General features: G+C 70.9%; 19 protein-coding genes. 12 read left to right on the forward strand and 7 right to left on the reverse strand.

Annotated features, from left to right (window positions below; all coding sequences use genetic code 11):
- Nucleotides 1-181: 181 nt before the first annotated feature.
- The 5 genes from ACZ4EG_RS40390 (at nucleotide 182) to ACZ4EG_RS40410 (ending at nucleotide 5,169) form a co-directional block, all read left to right on the forward strand.
- On the forward strand, nucleotides 182-1,117 hold the full coding sequence (locus tag ACZ4EG_RS40390) for a coiled-coil domain-containing protein (protein ID WP_363294300.1): 936 nt from the start codon (nucleotides 182-184) through the stop codon (nucleotides 1,115-1,117).
- A gap of 83 nt (nucleotides 1,118-1,200) precedes the next feature.
- A complete protein-coding gene (locus ACZ4EG_RS40395; protein ID WP_467794170.1) occupies nucleotides 1,201-2,154 on the forward strand; it encodes an ABC transporter ATP-binding protein in 954 nt (317 codons plus the stop codon).
- Between the two features lie 3 nt (nucleotides 2,155-2,157).
- Nucleotides 2,158-2,928, forward strand: a complete 771-nt coding sequence (locus tag ACZ4EG_RS40400; RefSeq protein ID WP_467794171.1) for an ABC transporter permease — start codon at nucleotides 2,158-2,160, stop codon at nucleotides 2,926-2,928.
- A 103-nt stretch (nucleotides 2,929-3,031) separates the two neighbouring features.
- Nucleotides 3,032-4,294, forward strand: a complete 1,263-nt coding sequence (locus ACZ4EG_RS40405; RefSeq protein ID WP_467794172.1) for an ABC transporter ATP-binding protein — start codon at nucleotides 3,032-3,034, stop codon at nucleotides 4,292-4,294.
- On the forward strand, nucleotides 4,291-5,169 hold the full coding sequence (locus ACZ4EG_RS40410) for an ABC transporter permease (protein ID WP_453558866.1): 879 nt from the start codon (nucleotides 4,291-4,293) through the stop codon (nucleotides 5,167-5,169). The genes ACZ4EG_RS40405 and ACZ4EG_RS40410 overlap by 4 nt, the downstream gene beginning before the upstream one ends.
- 22 nt (nucleotides 5,170-5,191) lie before the next feature.
- Here the strand turns inward: ACZ4EG_RS40410 and ACZ4EG_RS40415 are convergent, their stop codons facing one another.
- Nucleotides 5,192-5,524 (reverse strand): ATP/GTP-binding protein, encoded by a 333-nt coding sequence (locus ACZ4EG_RS40415; protein ID WP_453558864.1) that lies wholly within the window; start codon nucleotides 5,522-5,524, stop codon nucleotides 5,192-5,194.
- A 224-nt stretch (nucleotides 5,525-5,748) separates the two neighbouring features.
- Between ACZ4EG_RS40415 and ACZ4EG_RS40420 the strand changes: the two genes are divergently transcribed.
- The gene (locus ACZ4EG_RS40420) at nucleotides 5,749-6,777 is read left to right on the forward strand and encodes an LLM class flavin-dependent oxidoreductase (protein ID WP_390708934.1); all 1,029 of its coding nucleotides are present in this window, start codon (nucleotides 5,749-5,751) and stop codon (nucleotides 6,775-6,777) included.
- 130 nt (nucleotides 6,778-6,907) lie between these two features.
- Here the strand turns inward: ACZ4EG_RS40420 and ACZ4EG_RS40425 are convergent, their stop codons facing one another.
- Complete coding sequence (locus tag ACZ4EG_RS40425; protein WP_351350219.1) at nucleotides 6,908-7,300, reverse strand: SCO5389 family protein; 393 nt, start codon at nucleotides 7,298-7,300, stop codon at nucleotides 6,908-6,910.
- Between the two features lie 298 nt (nucleotides 7,301-7,598).
- On the opposite strand from ACZ4EG_RS40425, the gene nucS reads away from it, so the two are divergent.
- Complete coding sequence (gene nucS, locus ACZ4EG_RS40430; protein ID WP_363294292.1) at nucleotides 7,599-8,270, forward strand: endonuclease NucS; 672 nt, start codon at nucleotides 7,599-7,601, stop codon at nucleotides 8,268-8,270.
- 94 nt (nucleotides 8,271-8,364) lie between these two features.
- Here the strand turns inward: nucS and ACZ4EG_RS40435 are convergent, their stop codons facing one another.
- The 4 genes from ACZ4EG_RS40435 to ACZ4EG_RS40450 all read right to left on the reverse strand — a co-directional run bounded on the left by ACZ4EG_RS40435 (nucleotide 8,365) and on the right by ACZ4EG_RS40450 (nucleotide 13,216).
- Nucleotides 8,365-10,833: an ATP-binding protein gene (locus ACZ4EG_RS40435; protein WP_467794173.1), complete on the reverse strand. Its 2,469-nt coding sequence runs from the start codon at nucleotides 10,831-10,833 to the stop codon at nucleotides 8,365-8,367.
- 267 nt (nucleotides 10,834-11,100) lie between these two features.
- On the reverse strand, nucleotides 11,101-11,424 hold the full coding sequence (locus ACZ4EG_RS40440; RefSeq protein WP_263212752.1) for an STAS domain-containing protein: 324 nt from the start codon (nucleotides 11,422-11,424) through the stop codon (nucleotides 11,101-11,103).
- Nucleotides 11,425-11,601: 177 nt separating this feature from the next.
- Nucleotides 11,602-12,450: a 3-hydroxyacyl-CoA dehydrogenase family protein gene (locus ACZ4EG_RS40445; protein ID WP_467794174.1), complete on the reverse strand. Its 849-nt coding sequence runs from the start codon at nucleotides 12,448-12,450 to the stop codon at nucleotides 11,602-11,604.
- 124 nt (nucleotides 12,451-12,574) lie between these two features.
- Entirely contained in the window at nucleotides 12,575-13,216 is a 642-nt protein-coding gene (locus ACZ4EG_RS40450; protein WP_467794175.1) for a TetR/AcrR family transcriptional regulator, read from the reverse strand.
- Nucleotides 13,217-13,308: 92 nt separating this feature from the next.
- Here ACZ4EG_RS40450 and ACZ4EG_RS40455 point away from each other — a divergent pair, with 92 nt between their 5' ends.
- From ACZ4EG_RS40455 to ACZ4EG_RS40465, 3 genes are read left to right on the forward strand one after another with little or no spacing between them, the layout of a single operon-like run.
- The gene (locus tag ACZ4EG_RS40455) at nucleotides 13,309-14,094 is read left to right on the forward strand and encodes an ATP-binding cassette domain-containing protein (protein ID WP_467794176.1); all 786 of its coding nucleotides are present in this window, start codon (nucleotides 13,309-13,311) and stop codon (nucleotides 14,092-14,094) included.
- A 19-nt stretch (nucleotides 14,095-14,113) separates the two neighbouring features.
- On the forward strand, nucleotides 14,114-14,863 hold the full coding sequence (locus ACZ4EG_RS40460) for an ABC transporter permease (RefSeq protein WP_453558848.1): 750 nt from the start codon (nucleotides 14,114-14,116) through the stop codon (nucleotides 14,861-14,863).
- A gap of 13 nt (nucleotides 14,864-14,876) precedes the next feature.
- On the forward strand, nucleotides 14,877-15,449 hold the full coding sequence (locus ACZ4EG_RS40465) for a cob(I)yrinic acid a,c-diamide adenosyltransferase (RefSeq protein WP_453558846.1): 573 nt from the start codon (nucleotides 14,877-14,879) through the stop codon (nucleotides 15,447-15,449).
- Here ACZ4EG_RS40465 and ACZ4EG_RS40470 read toward each other — a convergent pair.
- Nucleotides 15,446-15,991 carry a hypothetical protein gene (locus tag ACZ4EG_RS40470; protein ID WP_467794177.1) on the reverse strand — a complete coding sequence of 182 codons (546 nt, stop codon included), beginning with the start codon at nucleotides 15,989-15,991 and terminating at the stop codon, nucleotides 15,446-15,448. The two genes, ACZ4EG_RS40465 and ACZ4EG_RS40470, sit on opposite strands and share 4 nt — an antisense overlap.
- 152 nt (nucleotides 15,992-16,143) lie before the next feature.
- On the opposite strand from ACZ4EG_RS40470, the gene ACZ4EG_RS40475 reads away from it, so the two are divergent.
- Both ACZ4EG_RS40475 and ACZ4EG_RS40480 read left to right on the forward strand, forming a co-directional pair.
- Nucleotides 16,144-17,316, forward strand: coding sequence for a sensor histidine kinase (locus tag ACZ4EG_RS40475; protein WP_467794178.1), 1,173 nt, complete (start codon nucleotides 16,144-16,146; stop codon nucleotides 17,314-17,316).
- Nucleotides 17,313-17,954, forward strand: a complete 642-nt coding sequence (locus tag ACZ4EG_RS40480; RefSeq protein ID WP_467794179.1) for a response regulator — start codon at nucleotides 17,313-17,315, stop codon at nucleotides 17,952-17,954. The genes ACZ4EG_RS40475 and ACZ4EG_RS40480 overlap by 4 nt, the downstream gene beginning before the upstream one ends.
- The last annotated feature ends 101 nt before the right edge of the window (nucleotides 17,955-18,055 follow it).

Raw genomic sequence — 18,055 nt, forward strand, 5'->3', positions numbered from 1 at the left:
GAACCCGTCGATTCCGTTGCCTTCTGGGGCCTTTGTCCGAGTCGTTGGCAAGCGCTGCGCGGGTTGACCACTCAAAAGAGGTGTCATTCTCCAGATCAAACACGTATCCGCTCGATGACACACCGCTTCGGCCCCTAGGATTCCACCTATCACCTCACCGGTCTCATTCGACAGGAACCCCATGAGCGACACTTCCCCCTACGGCTTCGAGCTAGTGCGGCGTGGGTACGACCGCGCTCAGGTGGACGAACGGATCTCCAAGCTCGTCTCCGACCGTGACAGCGCTCTCGCCCGCATCACCGCTCTGGAAAAGCGCATCGAGGAGCTCCACCTCGAGACACAGAACGCCCAGGCCCAGGTGACCGACGCCGAGCCGTCGTACGCCGGTCTCGGTGCGCGTGTCGAGAAGATCCTCCGCCTCGCCGAGGAGGAGGCCAAGGATCTGCGCGACGAGGCCCGGCGCGCGGCCGAGCAGCACCGCGAGCTCGCCGAGTCGGCGGCCCAGCAGGTCCGCAACGACGCTGAGTCGTTCGCCGCGGAGCGCAAGGCCAAGGCCGAGGACGAGGGCGTCCGGATCGTCGAGAAGGCCAAGAGCGACGCCTCTCAGCTGCGCTCCGACGCCCAGAAGGACGCGCAGTCGAAGCGCGAGGAGGCCGACGCCCTCTTCGAGGAGACCCGCGCCAAGGCCGCCCAGGCCGCGGCCGACTTCGAGACGAACCTCGCCAAGCGCCGCGAGCAGTCCGAGCGCGACCTGGCCTCGCGTCAGGCCAAGGCCGAGAAGCGTCTCGCCGAGATCGAGCACCGCGCCGAGCAGCTGCGTCTGGAGGCGGAGAAGCTGCGCACCGACGCCGAGCGCCGTGCCCGCCAGACGGTCGAGACGGCCCAGCGCCAGGCCGAGGACATCGTCGCCGACGCCAACGCCAAGGCCGACCGCATCCGCTCGGAATCCGAGCGCGAGCTGGCCGCTCTCACCAACCGCCGCGACTCCATCAACGCCCAGCTGACGAACGTCCGCGAGATGCTCGCCACGCTCACGGGCGCCGCGGTGGCCGCCGCCGGCTCCCCGGCCGAGGACGAGCCGATCTCCCGGGGTGTTCCGGCCCAGCAGTCCCGGTAACACCTGGCGTACGCCGACAGAACACAGCGAAGCCCTCTGCCGCTCCGGTGGCAGGGGGCTTCGTCCCGTCTTAGCGTGTCCGCATGATCGAGCTGGCGGGGCTGACCAAGCGGTACGGCGAGAAGGTCGCGGTCAACAATCTGACCTTCGCCGTGCGGCCGGGCATCGTCACGGGGTTTCTCGGGCCCAACGGCGCCGGGAAGTCCACGACCATGCGGATGATCCTCGGACTCGACCACCCCACCGCGGGCGACGTCAATATCGACGGCAAGCACTACGACCAGTTGAAGGACCCGCTGACGTACATCGGGGCGCTGCTCGAGGCCAAGGGGGTGCACGGCGGGCGGAGCGCGTTCAACCATCTGCTGTGCCTCGCGCAGAGCAACGGGATCCCGAGGAGCCGGGTGCACGAGGTGCTGGACAGCGTGGGGCTCACGGCGGTGGCACGGAAGAAGGCCAAGGGGTTCTCGCTGGGCATGGGACAGCGGCTCGGCATCGCGGCCGCGCTGCTCGGTGATCCCCGGATCCTGATGTTCGACGAGCCGGTCAACGGGCTCGACCCCGAGGGCATCCACTGGATCCGCAACCTGATGAAGTCGCTGGCCGCGCAGGGCCGGACCGTGTTCGTCTCCAGCCATCTGATGAGCGAGATGGCGCTGACCGCCGACCACCTCGTGGTCATCGGTCAGGGGCGGCTGCTCGCCGACACCTCCATGGCCGACTTCATCCGGCAGAACTCGCGGTCGTACGTCCGGATCCGCTCCCCGCAGCGCGAGCGGCTGCTCGATGCGCTGCACGAGGGCGGGATCACCGCCGTCGAGTCCGGCAGCGGGGCGCTGGAGGTGGACGGCGGCAAGGCCGAGCAGATCGGCGAGCTGGCCGCGCGAGGCGGGATCGTGCTGCACGAGCTGAGCCCGCAGCAGGCCTCCCTGGAGGAGGCGTTCATGCGCCTGACGGCGGAGTCGGTGGAGTACCACGCACACGCAGACACCGCCCCCGTCCAGCAGGACTGGGGCGCCGACTGGAAGGGGGCCTGAGCCGTGGTGGTCGCACAGGTCGTCCGGTCCGAGTGGACGAAGATCCGGTCCGTCGCGTCCACCGTGTGGACGCTGTCCCTCGCCGTGGTCGTCACCGTCGCCCTCGGCATGCTGATCTCGGCGCTGTCGAGGAGCCAGTTCGACAAGATGCCCGTGCGGGAGCGGCTCTCCTTCGACCCCACCTTCATCAGCTTCGCGGGCATGACGCTCGGGCAGCTGGCGATGATCGTGTTCGGGGTGCTCGTCGTGTCGAACGAGTACAGCACCGGCATGATCCGCACCTCGCTGGCCGCCGTACCGCAGCGCGGCACCTTTCTGTTCAGCAAGATCGCGGTGGCCACCGGGCTCGCCCTGGCCGTCGGCATGGTCACCAGCTTCGCCGCCTTCTTCCTCGGGCAGGCGATGCTCGGCTCCCACCGGACGGAGATCGGCGACACCGGGGTGCTGCGGGCGGTCCTCGGCGGCGGGTTCTACATGACCCTCATCGCGATGTTCTCGATGGGCGTCGCCTCGATGCTGCGCTCGCCGATGCTGTCGCTCGGCATCCTGATGCCGTTCTTCTTCCTGATCTCCAACATCCTCGGCAACGTCGACGCGACCAAGAAGATCGGCCGGTTCCTGCCGGACCAGGCGGGCAGCCGGATCATGCAGGTGGTCCCGCGGGTCGACGACGACACCCCCTACGGCCCCTGGGGCGGGCTCGGGATCATGGTGCTGTGGGTGATCGCCGCGATCGCGGGCGGATACCTGCTGCTGAAGAAGCGCGACGCCTGACGTTTTACTTCTCCTTGGGCGGAACCGTCAGCGCCCGGTTATCCTCCTAACCCTTACGGGGGCGTGTGCCCCGCTGTCCTGAACCTTTCGATGGGTGCGGAGCATGATCGAGGCTGTCGGCCTGACCAAGCGCTACGGCGACAAGACCGCCGTGTACAACCTTTCCTTCCAGGTGCGGCCCGGAGCCGTCACCGGCTTCCTCGGGCCGAACGGCTCGGGCAAGTCGACGACCATGCGGATGATCCTGGGGCTGGACAACCCGACCGCGGGCACGGTGACGATCGGCGGTTACCCGTACCGCAAGCTGCCCAACGCCCCCCGCCAGGTCGGCGCGCTGCTGGACGCCAAGGCCGTGCACGGCGGCCGGCACGCCCGCAACCACCTGCTGTGCCTGGCCCAGCTGTCGGGCATCCCGGCCCGGCGGGTGGACGAGGCGCTCGGGGTCGTCGGCCTCCAGGACGTCGCGAAGAAGCGGTCCAAGGGCTTCTCGCTCGGCATGGGGCAGCGGCTCGGCATCGCGGCCGCGCTGCTCGGCGACCCACAGGTGCTGCTGTTCGACGAGCCGGTCAACGGCCTCGACCCCGAGGGCATCCTCTGGGTGCGCAATCTGATGAAGGCGCTGGCGGCGGAGGGACGGACCGTGTTCGTCTCCAGCCACCTGATGAGCGAGATGGCGCTGACCGCCGACCACCTCATCGTCATCGGGCGCGGACAACTGCTCGCCGACATGAGCATCAAGGACTTCATCTCGGCGAACTCGGCCGACTTCGCGCGCGTCCGGACGCCCGACACCGAGCCCCAGCTGCGCGAGAAGCTGACCTCCGCGCTCACCGAGGCGGGCGGGCATGTGATGCCGGAGCAGGACGGGGCGCTGCGCGTCACGGGACTCGCGCTCCCCCGCATCAGTGACCTGGCGCACGAGGCCGACGTACGGCTGTGGGAGCTGTCGCCGCACCAGGCATCCCTGGAGGAGGCGTACATGCGGATGACGCAGGGCGCCGTCGACTACCGCTCGACCATCGACCAGAAGGCCGGCCTCCAGCAGCCCTTGCCGCCCGGCGCCCAGCCGCCGATGCCGGTACCGGGCCAGGGCCAGCCGGGCTGGTACGCCCCGCCGCCGCCCCAGCAGGGCGGTGGGCCGTTCGCCCCGCCGCAGGGCCAGGCGGCGCCGGGCGCGGCGCCCACGGGGCCCTACGGCGCTCCCGCCGGGGCCCCCGGCGCCGGACAGCCGAACCCGTACGCGCAGCCCGCCGCGGCGGCACCCCAGCAACAGCCCGCGGCCCCGGCCCCCGCTGCCGAATCGTCACCGCAGCCGGCCGCCGCTTCCGCCACCGCCGACCTGACCAAGCCCGAGGACGCCCGATGAGCACCCACCAGCCCCCGATGCCGCAGGCAGCCGCAGCCGCGCCGAACTGGCAGGCGGCGCCCGGCGGGCAGTACCCCGGTTACACCTCGCCGATCCCGGTGGTGCGCACCCACCTCGGTCATGCGCTGGCCTCCGAGTGGACGAAGATCAAGTCGGTGCGTTCGACGATGTGGACGCTCGGTGTGTTCGTGGTCCTCGTCGTCGGCATCGGCCTGCTCGCCGGTACGGTGGTCAGCAACTCCTCGTCCGACCTGTCGGGCGAGAACCCGCTGAGCCTTGGCTTCTTCGGACTGCTCCTGGGCAGCATGTGCATCATCACGCTCGGCGTGCTGACCACGGCCTCGGAGTACGGCACGGGGATGATCCGTACGACGATGACCGCCTGCCCCAGCCGCGGGCGCGTGCTCGCGGCCAAGGCGATCGTGTTCTTCCTCGTCGCCTTCGTGGTCACGCTCGCGGCCGCGTCGTTCGTCGCCATGGTCCAGGCGTCCATGCTGGAAGGAAACGGCGCGCGCACCCCGTCCGGCGGGGAATGGCTCAAGGGCACCGTCGGCATCAGCCTCTACATCGCCCTGCTCGGCCTGCTCTCGCTGGTCGTCGGCTCGATCATCCGGCACTCGGCGGGCGCCATCACCATCATGATCGGCGCCGTCCTGGCCCCGCTGGTGATCGCGCTGTTCATGTTCTCCTCGTCGCTGGAGAAGGTGCGCGAGGCCCTGTTCGAGTACTCGATCCCCAACCAGCTGAGCGTCTTCTACTCCAACTCCCTCAGCGACAAGGGCCCGTCCGGCTGGGACCCGCTGTGGATCATCCTGGGCGTGACGGCCGTCGCGTTCGGCGGAGCCCTCGCGCTGCTGCAGAAGCGGGACGTGTAGGTCGTACGGAGCTGTACGAAGCTCAGAATCTCGGCGCGCTCCTGGACCGCTGCACCCGCGTGGTGCGGCGGTCCTTCGCGTTCCAGCAGGCCTTGTGCCAGTGCCGGCGGTCGTCGATGCCGGCGTGTTCCGGCCAGGCCACGACGTGCGGGACGCCTGAGGGGATCACCTGGTCGCAGCCGGGGCAGCGGTATGTCTTGCCCTCCGCGCTCGCCCCGGCCACATGGCGCACGTACCACTCCTCCCCCTGCCAGCTCTCCGTGGACTGCCAGCCGCCGTAGCGGCCGCCGCGGTCCTCCTCGGCGCTCCGGCCGGACGAGCCGGCTCCCTTGGCTCGGTTGCGACGCGGGGACACGGGACACCTCTCGGGGCTATACAGGAAGCACGGGCTGTGTCCAGCCTACGCGGCGCGGACAGGGGTACGCGTAGGGAACCAACCCGCACAAGTCCCTCTCCAGGGCGACCCGTTCTGCAGACAATCCGGAAATCTCTTCGCGAGGCCGTGTCCTCGGCACGTGTCGGACGGTTATGCCGGGTGGGGGAGCTCCGCGTCGGAGCCAAGGAAGCAGGAAAAGAACGATGCGCGTCGGAAGTTTTGTGCTGGCGGCCCAGTTCCCGGGCCAAGGCCAGGGGGAGGCCCTGCACCGGGCGGTCCGCTCGGCGGAGGTCGCCGAGGAGGCGGGGCTGGACACCGTCTGGCTCGGCGAACACCACTTCGTGCCGTACGGCACCTGTCCATCGGCGGTCACCCTGGCCGCCCTGCTGCTGGGCCGCACCCAGCGCATCCGGGTCGGCACGGCCGTCAGCGTACTGCCCACCGTCCACCCGGTCGCCCTCGGCGAGCAGGCCGCGCTGCTGCATGTGACGAGCGGCGGGCGCTTCACCCTCGGCCTGGGGCGCGGCGGGCCCTGGGTGGACCTGGAGGTGTTCGGCTCCGGCCTCGGTGCGTACGAGCACGGGTTCCCGGAATCACTCGATCTGCTGGTGCGCTGGCTGCGCGAACCGGCGGTCGCGGCCGCGGGGGAACGGTTCTCCTTCCGTGAGGTCCCCGTCGTACCCCGCCCGTCGGAGGCGCTGACGGACACCCCGGGTCCCGAGGTCGTCGTCGCCTGTACCTCGCCGGCGAGCGTACGGCTGGCGGCCGAGCGCGGGCTGCCGATGCTGCTCGGCATGCACATCGGGGACGAGGAGAAGGCCGAGATGGTCGCCCTGTGGCGGCAGCACGCACGCGCGGCGGGGCGGCCCACGGACGAGATCCTCGGCGCGGCCCATGTCTCGGCGGGCGTCTGTCAGATCGCGGACCGGCGCACCGACGCGGCGGAGACGCTGCTGAAGGCGATGCCGGGCTGGCTGAAGCAGGGCCTGGAGGCCCATGTGACGGTGGACGGCCGGCAGCGCGCGATGCGCGATCCGCTGGCGTACACCGAACTGCTCTGCGGACTGCACCCGGTGGGCACCCCGCGGCTGTGCGCCGACCGGCTCGCGGCGACCTCGGAGCGAACCGGAATCACCCGGTTCGCCCTGATGGTCGAGGGTTCGGGCGACCTTGCGGCGACGGAGGAGAACGTTCGGCGGCTCGGTGCGGAGGTACTGCCCGGCCTCCGCTGAACGAACCGTCCGTCGCGCCGGTCAACACCCGTGCCACGCAGAGAGCTTGCCGCCCCTGTACCGATTGCACCTCCCGCGTGTGGAGCGGCAAGCAAGCGGCTCACTGCGTGAGCGGTCCCGGAGCTCCGCGTCAGCAGTCCCGGAGCTCCGGGGACTGGTTCAGCAGCTGACTGCGCACCGAGGTGAAGCGGGCCAGCGTCTCGTCGACCGAGGCGTCCAGCGGGAACACCGCCACCCGGTGGCAGTTCTGGAAGGCCAGCCGCACACCGAAGTGCCGCTGCAGCGCCCCGCGTATGGCGTCACTCGCGAGTGCGCGGAGCAGCTGGCCCCGTGCCTGCTCGTCCGGCGGGGGCGTCTGGTTGTCGGCGAACTGTCCGCCGTCCACCTTCAGCTGGGCCACCAGGGAGCTGATCATCTCCCACGCATAGGGCAGGGAGGTCCGGACGCAGTCGACGAAGGCAGCTTCGTCGACCTCGCCTCGCTCGGCCTGTTCGAGTAGGGCCGGTGAGACGTCGAGCGACATGGGTTCTCCTCTCGCACCCCCGACGAGCAGGGGTTGCCGGACAGGTAAGAGAGTTCGCGATACCGAACACGCTGCGTACACGGATCGCGACCTCCCGTTTACTACGGTAGGCAACCGACGGTGACCGCACCAGCAGATTGCGTACATGGCCCGGTCCCATTGGGGGCACAATCGGCCAAGGATGAACAAGAGTTACCAATGCAAAAGGGGCAGCCCCGAGGGTCTCCGGTGAGGCGGGAGACGGGAGACAGGTGGGCGAATCGCGTGGGCGGCAGGGTGTCGAGTAGCGTTGCCGACCATGCGTCTCGTCATTGCCCGGTGCTCCGTCGACTACGCCGGCCGGCTCACCGCCCACCTCCCCTCGGCCCCCCGCCTGATCCTGGTCAAGGCGGACGGCAGCGTCTCGATCCATGCGGATGACCGGGCCTACAAGCCCCTCAACTGGATGTCGCCGCCCTGCACGCTGAAGGAGGGGGCCGGCGAGGAGGAAGGCGTCTGGACCGTCGTCAACAAGACGGGCGAGAAGCTGATCATCACCATGGAGGAAGTCCTCCACGACTCCTCGCACGAACTCGGCGTGGACCCCGGCCTGATCAAGGACGGCGTGGAAGCACACCTCCAGGAGCTGCTCGCCGACCGCATCGAGACCCTCGGCGAGGGCTACACCCTGATCCGCCGCGAGTACATGACCGCCATCGGCCCGGTCGACATCCTGTGCCGGGACGCCGACGGGCAGACCGTCGCGATCGAGATCAAGCGGCGCGGCGAGATCGACGGCGTGGAGCAACTCACCCGCTATCTCGAACTGCTGAACCGCGATCCCCATCTCGCCCCGGTGCGCGGCATCTTCGCCGCCCAGGAGATCAAGCCCCAGGCCCGGGTCCTCGCGACCGACCGGGGTATCGGCTGCCAGGTCCTCGACTACGACGCGCTCAGGGGCATCGAGGACGACAAGCTGCGGCTGTTCTGAGGCGCCGGGAGCCGCTTCGGTACGTACGACGGTGAGGGCCGGGTCCCGGACGGGGACCCGGCCCTCATGTGCCGTGGGAGACCAGTGCGCGGCCTCAGATCACCGCACCCGAGACGCTGCTCTCCGGCGCACCGGCCGAGCCGCTCGACGTGGCGGGGGCGCTGGAGGCGGGGCCGCTGGCCGAGTTGGAGGTCGTCGGGGTCGACGACGCGGTCGGCGTGGGCGTAGGTGTGGGCGTGCTCGACCGGGTCGGGGTCGACGACGGGGTCGACGACGGGGAGTGCGAGGTCGACGGCCGCGGGGACGTCGGGCGCGAGCTGGACTTGGACGGCTTCGGCGAGGTGCCGCCGCTGCCGCCGCCCGACCCCTTCGTCCCGCTCGGCCGGTCCGAGGGCTCGGGGGTGTCGGACGGGGAGCCCGAGTCCGTCGGGCGGCTGGTGGCCGTGCCCGTGTCGCCCTTGCTCCCGTCGTCCTGCGTCGGGTCCGCGCCGAGGCTGCCGTCGTCGGTGCCCTGGCTGGCCGAGGGGTTGACGCTCACGTTGTGCGACGGGTCGTCGGCGCTGTCGTGCGACGTCATGCCGAGGGTGACCACCGTGCCGAGCACCGCGGCGAGCAGCGCGCCGGAACCGGCGGCGACGAGGTTGCGCCGGGCCAGCCGCCGCAGGCCGCCGCCCTGGGTCTTCGGCGCCGGGTCCGAGGACCGGTGGGTGACCAGCGTGTCACCCGCGGGCGGCAGCGCCGGCAGGTAGGCCGCGCGAACTCCGCCGGGCGGCGACGCCGACTCGTCGTGGCGCGCGTCGGGCACCTCCTCGCCCGCCGTGGCCCCCACGCCGGACACGTCGCCCGCGCGGTCGGCGACCAGGGCGAGGGCGCGTCGGCCGGCGACCGTGCCGCGCTTGTCGGCGAGGGCGCCGCGCAGCCCGTTGGAGGCCTCCAGCTCGGCGCGGGCCCGGTCGAGCTGTCCGCCGCAGAGCGCGAGTATGCCCAACTCATGGTGGAAGTAGGCCTGTTCGGAGACCTCACCGGTCTGCCGGGCGGCCTCGGAGCCGGAGCGCAGCGCCCGGTCCCAGGCGTTCCAGTGGAGGCCTGCGGCGAAGGCCGGGGCGGCCGTGCGGGCCAGCTCCACGGCGGTGCTCTCCTCGCCTTCGGCCGGGGACGCCGTCGCGGGCACCACGACGGCCAGCGCGGCGAGCAGCGCGTCTGCCTCGGCGCACACCCGCTCCGGGGTGACGGAGGGGTGTCCGGCCCACCAGGCGTAGTGCCGGGCCGCGGTGAGGGCGGTGTCGTCGGCGTCGTCGGCGTATCCGGCGGCCTCCAGCTGGGCCTGCACACCGGCCGCGAGGCGGTAGCGGGAGCCGACCGGGGAGACCAGTCCGCAGGCGGCCAGCTCGGCGAGGGCGGCGTCCGCGTGGGTGTCGCCGACCAGGGCGGGCAGATGGGCCTGGTGCGGCACCTCGCCGCCCAGGGCGACGGCGAAGCGCAGGGCGGCGCGGGCGGAGGCGCTCAGCCGGGAGGCGAGCAGCGGCGCGGGCGCGGCGGCCTCGCCGAGGGACGGCAGGGGCACCTCCGCGGCGTCGACCGGTTCCGCCTCGACCGGGGCATCGGCCGGGAGCCGTACGTCCTCGAAGACACCGACCTCGTCGACCGCGCCCGCGCTGGCCCGCAGTTGTTCGCGCTGCCGCAGCAGGGCCCCGGCCTGGACGAAGCGCAGGGGCAGGCCCTCGGACTCGAACCAGAGGTCGCCGGCCCAGTTGGACTCGTCCTCGGTGAGGACGCGGCCGACGGCGCGCTCCATCAGGTCCACGCCCGCGGCGCGGTCCAGGCCGCCGAGGAAGACCTCCTCGATCGCGGAGTCGGCGGAGGGGGCGGGCACGTCCGGGGTGGCGCCGATCAGGAAGGCGCACTCGGGGGTGGCGTCGATGAGCTCGTCGAGCCCGGTGCCGCCGAACTGGATGTCGTCGACGACGACGACCGCGCCGATCTCCCGGACCAGTTCCAGCAGTTCGTCCTGGGCCGGCCGGTGCAGGGGTGCGTCGTAGACCGCGTGGAACAGGTCGTGGAGCAGGTCGCTCGTGGTGCGGTGGTACCCGGTGAGGCGGACCACGCCGTCGGGGGCGAGGTCCGAGCAGTCGTCGGCGACGAGGTCGAGGAGGGCACTGCGGCCCGCGCCGGCCGGGCCGGTGAGCCGTACGGAGCGGCCGCGGGCGAGCAGCCGCACCAGGCGCTCGCGCTCTTCCTGGCGCTCCAGGAGCGGCAGCGCGGGCTGCGATGGTCCCGGGGGCACGGGCGGCCGGGCGGCGCGCTCGGTCTGGGCGCGCCCGGCCGCGGTGAGCTTCGCGGGCCGGCCGGGCCGCTCCGCGGGCGGGCAGAGCTCTATCTCGCTGCCGTCGACGGGATTGACGGTGAGCAGGAGGTCGCCCGAGACGAGCTGCACCGTGCGGGCGAGTGCGGGTGCGCTCTGGACGAAGTCTGAAGTGAGGGATTCCCGGGGCGGGCGCTGGCGCGGCATGCTGCCGTCACCGTCCTGGCCGTGCCCCTCGGGTCCCCGGTTGATCGGGTCCATAGGTTCCTAGCCCCCCAAAAGCGTCGTGTGCCCGTATCCGGCCCCTCCCGGCCTGCTGCACACCGCGCTGTCGCTTCTGGTCCGGGCCCGCTCGAGGGTTGCATGGCTGCGGGCGACCGAACCTTAAACCTTCGCACAGTATCTCCGACAGGTCGGGGTACCGGGCCGTCCGAGACGTCACAGTCTCGTGAGGATTGCGCGCGACGTGCGGTTCGCCGCTGTCCGACCGGGTCTCGTCCACACCGTGGAGCACACCCGATCGAGGAGTTACACCCGGGGCAGCGACTCCACCCCGATGCCTCCCTCGATGGCCAGGATCCGGTGCAGCCGGGTGGCCACCAGCAGGCGCTGCATCTGCGGCGGTACACCGCGCAGCACCAGGCGGCGGCCGCAGCGGCCGGCCCGCCGGTGGGCGCCCATGATCACCCCGAGTCCGGTGGCGTCCCAGGAGTCCAGTTCTGACAGGTCGAGCACGAGGTCGCCGACTCCGCCGTCGACGGCCGCATGCAGGACCGTACGGGCGTCCGCCGCGCTGCGGACGTCGAGGCGGCCCCCGACGACCAGCCCGGCGTGGTCGCCCCTGATGTGCATATGCGCTCCCCGTGAGTGCGGCGTCGTGCTCCAGGTACTCCAAGACGGTGCGTTGCACCGTCTGACTGCTTCAGCGGCGGCCAGGTTGCCGTCTGTAAGCGAACCGATACCGAATTCACCCCCGCGGGTGATACCCGCGGGGACTGTGCGGTTTCAGCGGCGGTACGTACACGCGTTTCAGTACGTGTAGAAGCCCTGCCCGCTCTTGCGTCCGATGTCACCGGCGTCAACCATCCGGCGCATCAGCTCCGGCGGCGCGAACTTCTCGTCCTGCGACTCCGTGTAGATGTTGCTGGTGGCGTGCAGCAGGATGTCGACACCGGTGAGGTCCGCCGTGGCGAGCGGGCCCATGGCGTGACCGAAGCCCAGCTTGCAGGCGAGGTCGATGTCCTCGGCCGTCGCGACGCCCGACTCGTACAGCTTGGTCGCCTCGACGACGAGGGCCGAGATGAGCCGGGTGGTGACGAAGCCGGCCACGTCCCGGTTGACGACGATGCAGGTCTTGCCGACGGACTCGGCGAACTCCCGCGCGGTGGCGAGGGTTTCGTCGCTGGTCTTGTAGCCGCGGACGAGTTCGACGAGCTGCATCATCGGAACCGGCGAGAAGAAGTGCACACCGACGACCCGCTCGGGGTGCTCGGTGGCCGCCGCGATCTTGGTGATCGGGATCGCGGAGGTGTTGGAGGCGAGCACCGCCTCCGGGCGCACGATCTTGTCGAGCGCGCGGAAGATCTCGTGCTTGACCTCGAGCTTCTCGAAGACGGCCTCGACGACGACATCGGCGTCCGCGGCCGCGTCCAGGTCGGTGGTCGCGGTGATGCGGCCAAGGGCGGCGTCGGCGTCGTGCGCCTCCATCTTGCCCTTGCTCACGAACTTGTCGTACGAGGCCTTGATGCCGTCGGTGCCACGCTTGAGTGCCTCGTCGGTGACGTCACGCAGGACGACGTCCCAGCCCGCCTGCGCGGAGACCTGGGCAATGCCGGAACCCATGAGACCGGCCCCGATGACGGCGAGCTTCCGTGCCACTCCCACTCCCCTTACACGCTGTTTACGTATGGCTCTTTCGCGGACGATAGCGCTCGTGAGGGGCCGTGTGACCGGTAAGTAATGCGCGTCACGTCTCAGCTGACGGACATCACACCGGGAGGGGTCATTCCAAGCCTCGGACGGCGTAGTTGAGCACCTTTTCACTGAACAGGTCCTCTATGTCGTCAAGGAGGACCAGCATCTCTCGGGACACTTCACGCGGATCGCGACCTTTGATCATCTCGCAGGCGATGGCGGACATGACGGCGTGGTGGGCCCAGTTGATCTGACCCGCCATCAGACCGGGGAGCGGATCGTCCTGCGCCGCACCGGTCTCCTCGCGCAGGACGGCCTCAAGATTGGCCTGGATCTCCTGCTGGATCGCCCACAGCCGGGAGCGCAGCGCGGGCGCCTCCTCGATCACCCGCATGAAGCGGGCGTAGCCGGGGATCAGCCCGACCCGGGGCGAGACCGCCTCGACCTCCTCGCGCAGTTCGCGCAGCACCGCCACGGCGGCCGACTCCCCGTCGGCGCGGCCGCGCACCCAGCGGGCCAGCCGGTCGATCATGCCGGAGGACCGGTCGAAGAAGAGGTCCTCCTTGGCCGGGAAGTAGTTGTAGACCGTGTTGACGGAGACATTGGCCGCGTCGGCGATCTCCGCCATCGTCACCGCGTCGAATCCGCGCTCGATGAACAGGCCCGTGGCGACATCCGAGATGTACTGCCTGGTCTGCCGCTTCTTCCGCTCCCGGAGCCCTTCTGCCATGGCCGAATCCTAGCCGCGCCGGGCCACTTCACTGGACAGAGTGAAAACTTGGAGTCATTGCAAAATTTCAGGGACTCTGTTTTCCTGGCGGCATGACAGCAGTCATCAGCGCGGCCGGACTGGCCCGCACCTTCCAGGCGAAACGCGGCCCCGTGGAGGCCGTGCGCGGCATCGACCTCACCGTCCGCGAGGGCGAGATCCTCGGCTTCCTCGGCCCGAACGGCGCCGGCAAGACGACCACCCTGCGGATGCTCACCACCCTGCTGAAGCCGACCGGCGGCGCGGCGACGGTGGCCGGCCACGACCTGGCCACCGACCCGGCCGGGGTGCGCCGCGCATGCGGCTACGTCGCCCAGTCCGGCGGCGTCGACGGGCAGATCGGCGTGCGGGAGGAGCTGGTCACCCAGGGCCGCCTGTACCGCCTGCCAAGGGTTCGGGCCGTCGAGCGCGCCGCGGAACTGGCCCGCGACCTGGACCTCACCGGCCTGCTGGACCGCAGGACGTCCGCGCTGTCGGGCGGTCAGCGACGACGCCTGGACATCGCGATGGCACTCACCCACCGCCCGAAGGTCCTGTTCCTCGACGAGCCCACGACCGGTCTCGATCCCGGCAGCCGCGCGGACCTCTGGGCCCTGATCCGTCGGCTGCGCGACGAGCACGGCACGACGGTCTTCCTCACCACCCACTATCTGGACGAGGCCGACGCCCTCTCCGACCGCTTGGTCGTCGTCGACCGGGGCGTGGTCGTGGCCGAGGGCACACCGAGCGCGCTGAAGCTGGAGCACGGCGGCTCGATCGACGCCTCGCTCCAGGACACGTTTCTCGCCATCACCGGCCGCGGGCCTGCCCCGGCCGACGCCGCCCCCGTAGCCGTATAGGACACCGAGGACCGAGCCGATGCTCCTGCACGACACCGCACTCATCTACGGCCGCTATCTGCGCCAGTCCCTGCGCTCCCGCTTCGCGCTGCTCTTCGGCGTCCTGATGCCGCTGCTGTACCTCTTGTTCTTCGGCCCGCTGCTCACCGGCCTGCCGCTCGGTGCGCGGGGCAGTTCCTGGCAGGTTCTCGTCCCCGGGCTGCTGCTCCAACTCGGCCTGTTCGGGGCCGCCTTCGCGGGGTTCACGATCATCATCGAGAAGGGGCAGGGAGTGGTGGAGCGCATGCGCGTCACTCCGGTCAGCCGGCTCGCCCTGCTGCTCGGCAGGGTGCTGCGCGACGCCACGGTCTTCGTCTTCCAGGCGGTGCTGCTGGTGCTGGCCGCGGTGGCGATGGGGCTGCGCGCGCCGCTGCCCGGCATCCTGATCGGCTTCGCGTTCGTCGCCCTGCTCACCGTCTCGCTCGGCTCGCTGTCGTACGCGATGGCGATGAAGGTGAGCACCCCGCAGGAGTTCGGCCCGCTGGTCAACGCGCTGACCATGCCGTCGATGCTCCTGTCGGGCCTGATGCTGCCTATGACCCTGGCTCCGGGCTGGCTGGACGTGCTCTCCCACTTCGTCCCGTTCCGCTATCTCGTGGACGCGGTGCGGGACGCGTACGTCGGCTCCTACACGACGGCCCACATGCTCTACGGCGTCCTCGTCGCCGTCGCCTTCGCGACTCTGGCCGTGACGGTGGGCACACGCGTGTTCCGAACGGCCGGAGGGTAACTACGCTGGTCACATGGTCAATCTGACGCGCATCTACACCAGGACCGGCGACAAGGGCACCACCGCCCTTGGTGACATGAGCCGGGTCGCCAAGACCGATCTGCGGATCTCGGCCTACGCCGACGCCAACGAGGCGAATGCGGTGATCGGTACGGCGATCGCGCTGGGCGGTCTGGCGGAGGAGATCGTCGAGGTCCTCACCCGGGTGCAGAACGACCTGTTCGACGTGGGTGCGGACCTGTCGACGCCGGTGGTGGAGAACCCCGAGTTCCCGCCGCTCAGGGTCGAGCAGTTCTACGTCGACAAGCTGGAGGCGGACTGCGACCGCTTCAACGAGCAGTTGGAGAAGCTGCGCTCCTTCATCCTGCCCGGCGGTACCCCCGGCGCGGCCCTGCTCCACCAGGCCTGCACGGTCGTACGCCGTGCCGAGCGCTCGACGTGGGCGGCCCTGGAGGTCCACGGCGAGATCATGAACCCCCTGACGGCCACCTACCTCAACCGTCTCTCGGACCTGCTCTTCATTCTGGCCCGAACGGCCAACAAGGAGGTCGGGGACGTGCTGTGGGTGCCGGGCGGGGAGCGCTAGGGGAGCTTGGCGGGCTCCCGCCTGGGAAACAGGGTGTAGCTCGCGGCGATGATCAGGTTGATGCCGATCACCCACACCATCCTCAGCTGCCATGCCCGCAGCGAACCGGTCCCGGCGTCGTCGCCGACGTACCAGACCGCGGCCTGGAGCAGGGCGATGGCCACCACGGACGCCAGGATCCAGCGGCCCGCGACCTTCCACTCGTGGACGGCGCGGGCCGTGCCGTACCTCGGCGGCCTCACCGGCGGCGGGCCGCCGGCGAACCGGTGCGCGATCCGGGCGTCGGCCCACTTGATCGTGGAGTGCCCGAGACCCACGGTGAAGCCGATGTAGACGGCGGCGAGGCCGTGCCGCCAGTCGGGCTCCGCGCCGTTCTTGAGGTCGATCGCCGTGACGGCGAACAGCACGAGCTCCAGCAGCGGCTCGCACAGCAGCAGGGCCAGCCCGGTGCGCGGCATCCTCAGCGGATGGCGGAAGGCAAGTCCGGCCGCCAGCAGCACCCAGAAGGCCACCTCACAGGCCACGATCAACCCGACGATCACGTCTCGCTCCTCTCGGTCACCCCTCCAGGCTCCCGTCGGTCCGCGCCGGCCGCGTCGTCGTCGGTGAGGAACTCCCCGTACATCGAAAGATGCAGTTCGGGACCGTTCCACAGGAGCACGCGTGCGGTGCGCGCGCCGTGTTGGATGGGGGCATGGCCCTGACGCTTCCGCGCCCGCACCGCGACGACATACGCATCGCCGTGGGCGGCTTCCTCGGAGGTGTGCTGATGTGGGGGCTCGGGCTCAGCCCCCGGGAGGTCACGGACAGCCTCGTGCTGTGGCCGCAGCGGTGGGCCGTGCTGGTGCCGCTGGCCGTGACGGCCGCCTGCGAGTTGCTGCGCCGCACCCGGCCGAGGTTCGCCATGCTGGTGGGCACCGCCATGCTGACCGTGGACACGGTGACGCAGGGCAGCGTGGTCACGGTCGTCCTGTTCACCGACCTCATGTACGCGGCCGTCCTGTACGGCACCCCGGCCTCCGCCCGCCGCATCCCCTGGATCACCGGGCTGCTCACGGTGATCGGCGGGGTGGTGCCGGCCGCGCTCTGGCGTGATCCGGCGGGTCTGCTGATCGGTGTCGGGGTCGGCGTGGTGGCGTTCGCCCCCGCCGCCACCGGCTCGGTCGTGCGCGACCACCGTGACGCGGCCGAGGCGGCCCGGCTGCGTGCCGAACAGAACGCCCTGCTGGCCGAGATGGACCGCGTCCAGGCGGTGACCGCCGAACGGGCGCGGGTGGCCCGCGAGTTGCACGACATGGTCGCCAACCATCTGTCCGCGATCGCCATCCACTCCACGGCCGCGCTGTCCATCGACGACCCCGGCACCTCCCAGGAAGCCCTCGCCGTCATCCGGGAGAACAGCGTCGAGGGGCTCGCCGAGATGCGGCGGCTGATCGGGATCCTGCGGGACCGCGGCGGCGAACACGAACCTGCCGTCACCCCCACCCTCGACGGCCTCACCACCCTGGTCGACGGCGCCCGTGCCAACGGCCTCGACGTCACCCTGGACGCCGACCACGGCCGGGTGCCCGCCCCGGTCGAGCTGGCCGCGTACCGCATGGTCCAGGAGTCCCTGACCAACGCGCTCAAGCACGCCGGCCCGGGCCGTGTCACCGTCCGCCTGGCCCAGCGGGACGGCATGCTCGACCTCCGTGTGACCAGCCCCTACGGCCATCGGGACGCCCCCCGCGCCCCCGGCTCCGGCGCCGGGCTGACCGGGATGCGGGAGCGGGCGACCCTGCTCGGCGGCCGGTTCGCCGCCAGCCCCGAGGACGGGCTCTGGGCCGTACGTGCCACCCTCCCCGTGATCGAAGGAGACCCAGAATGATCCGCGTCCTGGTCGCCGAGGACCAGTCCGCCGTGCGCGCCGGGCTGGTGCTCATCCTGAACAGCGCGCCCGACATCGAGGTGGCCGGCGAGGCGGCGGACGGGGAGCGGGCGGTGGCGCTGGCCCGGGAACTGCGGCCGGATCTGGTGCTGATGGACGTTCAGATGCCGCGTCTCGACGGGGTGTCGGCGACCCGGAAGGTCGTCGCGGAGGGGCTCGCGGACGTGCTGGTGCTCACCACCTTCGACCTCGACGAGTATGTCTTCGGGGCGCTGCGGGCCGGTGCGGCCGGGTTTCTGCTGAAGAACACCGAGGCGAAGGATCTGCTGGAGGCGGTGCGCACGGTGGCGCGCGGGGAGGGGATCGTCGCCGCGGCCGTCACCCGGCGGCTGATCGCCGAGTTCGCCGCACGGCCGGTGCGGGAGTCGAGCGCCGATCCCGCGGTCCTGGAGTCGCTGACCCCCCGTGAGCGCGAGGTGCTGTCCTGCCTCGGGGAGGGGCTGTCCAACGCGGGGGTCGCCGAGCGGCTGGACATGGCGGAGGGGACCGTGAAGACGCACGTCAGCCGTCTGCTGGCGAAGCTGGAGCTGCGCAGCAGGGTCCAAGCGGCCGTGCTGGCCCAAGAGTTGGGGATCTAGGGTAATTCCGGGCGAGTGGTCCAGACCTATTGACCCGTGGTCCAGACCTTTCTATTCTCGCGGCACCGTGGGCGTGAAGGCTCAGTCATGCCCCTGACACC

It is taken from the genome of Streptomyces sp. NPDC025638, from assembly GCF_055558775.1.

Coding starts and splice junctions, on each gene's coding strand:
- ACZ4EG_RS40390 (WP_363294300.1), top strand. CDS start 182: ATGAGCGACACTTCCCCCTACGGCTTCGAGCTAGTGCGGCGTGGGTAC.
- ACZ4EG_RS40395 (WP_467794170.1), top strand. CDS start 1,201: ATGATCGAGCTGGCGGGGCTGACCAAGCGGTACGGCGAGAAGGTCGCG.
- ACZ4EG_RS40405 (WP_467794172.1), top strand. CDS start 3,032: ATGATCGAGGCTGTCGGCCTGACCAAGCGCTACGGCGACAAGACCGCC.
- ACZ4EG_RS40410 (WP_453558866.1), top strand. CDS start 4,291: ATGAGCACCCACCAGCCCCCGATGCCGCAGGCAGCCGCAGCCGCGCCG.
- ACZ4EG_RS40420 (WP_390708934.1), top strand. CDS start 5,749: ATGCGCGTCGGAAGTTTTGTGCTGGCGGCCCAGTTCCCGGGCCAAGGC.
- ACZ4EG_RS40425 (WP_351350219.1), bottom strand. CDS start 7,300: ATGTCGCTCGACGTCTCACCGGCCCTACTCGAACAGGCCGAGCGAGGC.
- nucS (WP_363294292.1), top strand. CDS start 7,599: ATGCGTCTCGTCATTGCCCGGTGCTCCGTCGACTACGCCGGCCGGCTC.
- ACZ4EG_RS40435 (WP_467794173.1), bottom strand. CDS start 10,833: ATGGACCCGATCAACCGGGGACCCGAGGGGCACGGCCAGGACGGTGAC.
- ACZ4EG_RS40440 (WP_263212752.1), bottom strand. CDS start 11,424: ATGCACATCAGGGGCGACCACGCCGGGCTGGTCGTCGGGGGCCGCCTC.
- ACZ4EG_RS40450 (WP_467794175.1), bottom strand. CDS start 13,216: ATGGCAGAAGGGCTCCGGGAGCGGAAGAAGCGGCAGACCAGGCAGTAC.
- ACZ4EG_RS40455 (WP_467794176.1), top strand. CDS start 13,309: ATGACAGCAGTCATCAGCGCGGCCGGACTGGCCCGCACCTTCCAGGCG.
- ACZ4EG_RS40460 (WP_453558848.1), top strand. CDS start 14,114: ATGCTCCTGCACGACACCGCACTCATCTACGGCCGCTATCTGCGCCAG.
- ACZ4EG_RS40465 (WP_453558846.1), top strand. CDS start 14,877: ATGGTCAATCTGACGCGCATCTACACCAGGACCGGCGACAAGGGCACC.
- ACZ4EG_RS40475 (WP_467794178.1), top strand. CDS start 16,144: ATGGCCCTGACGCTTCCGCGCCCGCACCGCGACGACATACGCATCGCC.
- ACZ4EG_RS40480 (WP_467794179.1), top strand. CDS start 17,313: ATGATCCGCGTCCTGGTCGCCGAGGACCAGTCCGCCGTGCGCGCCGGG.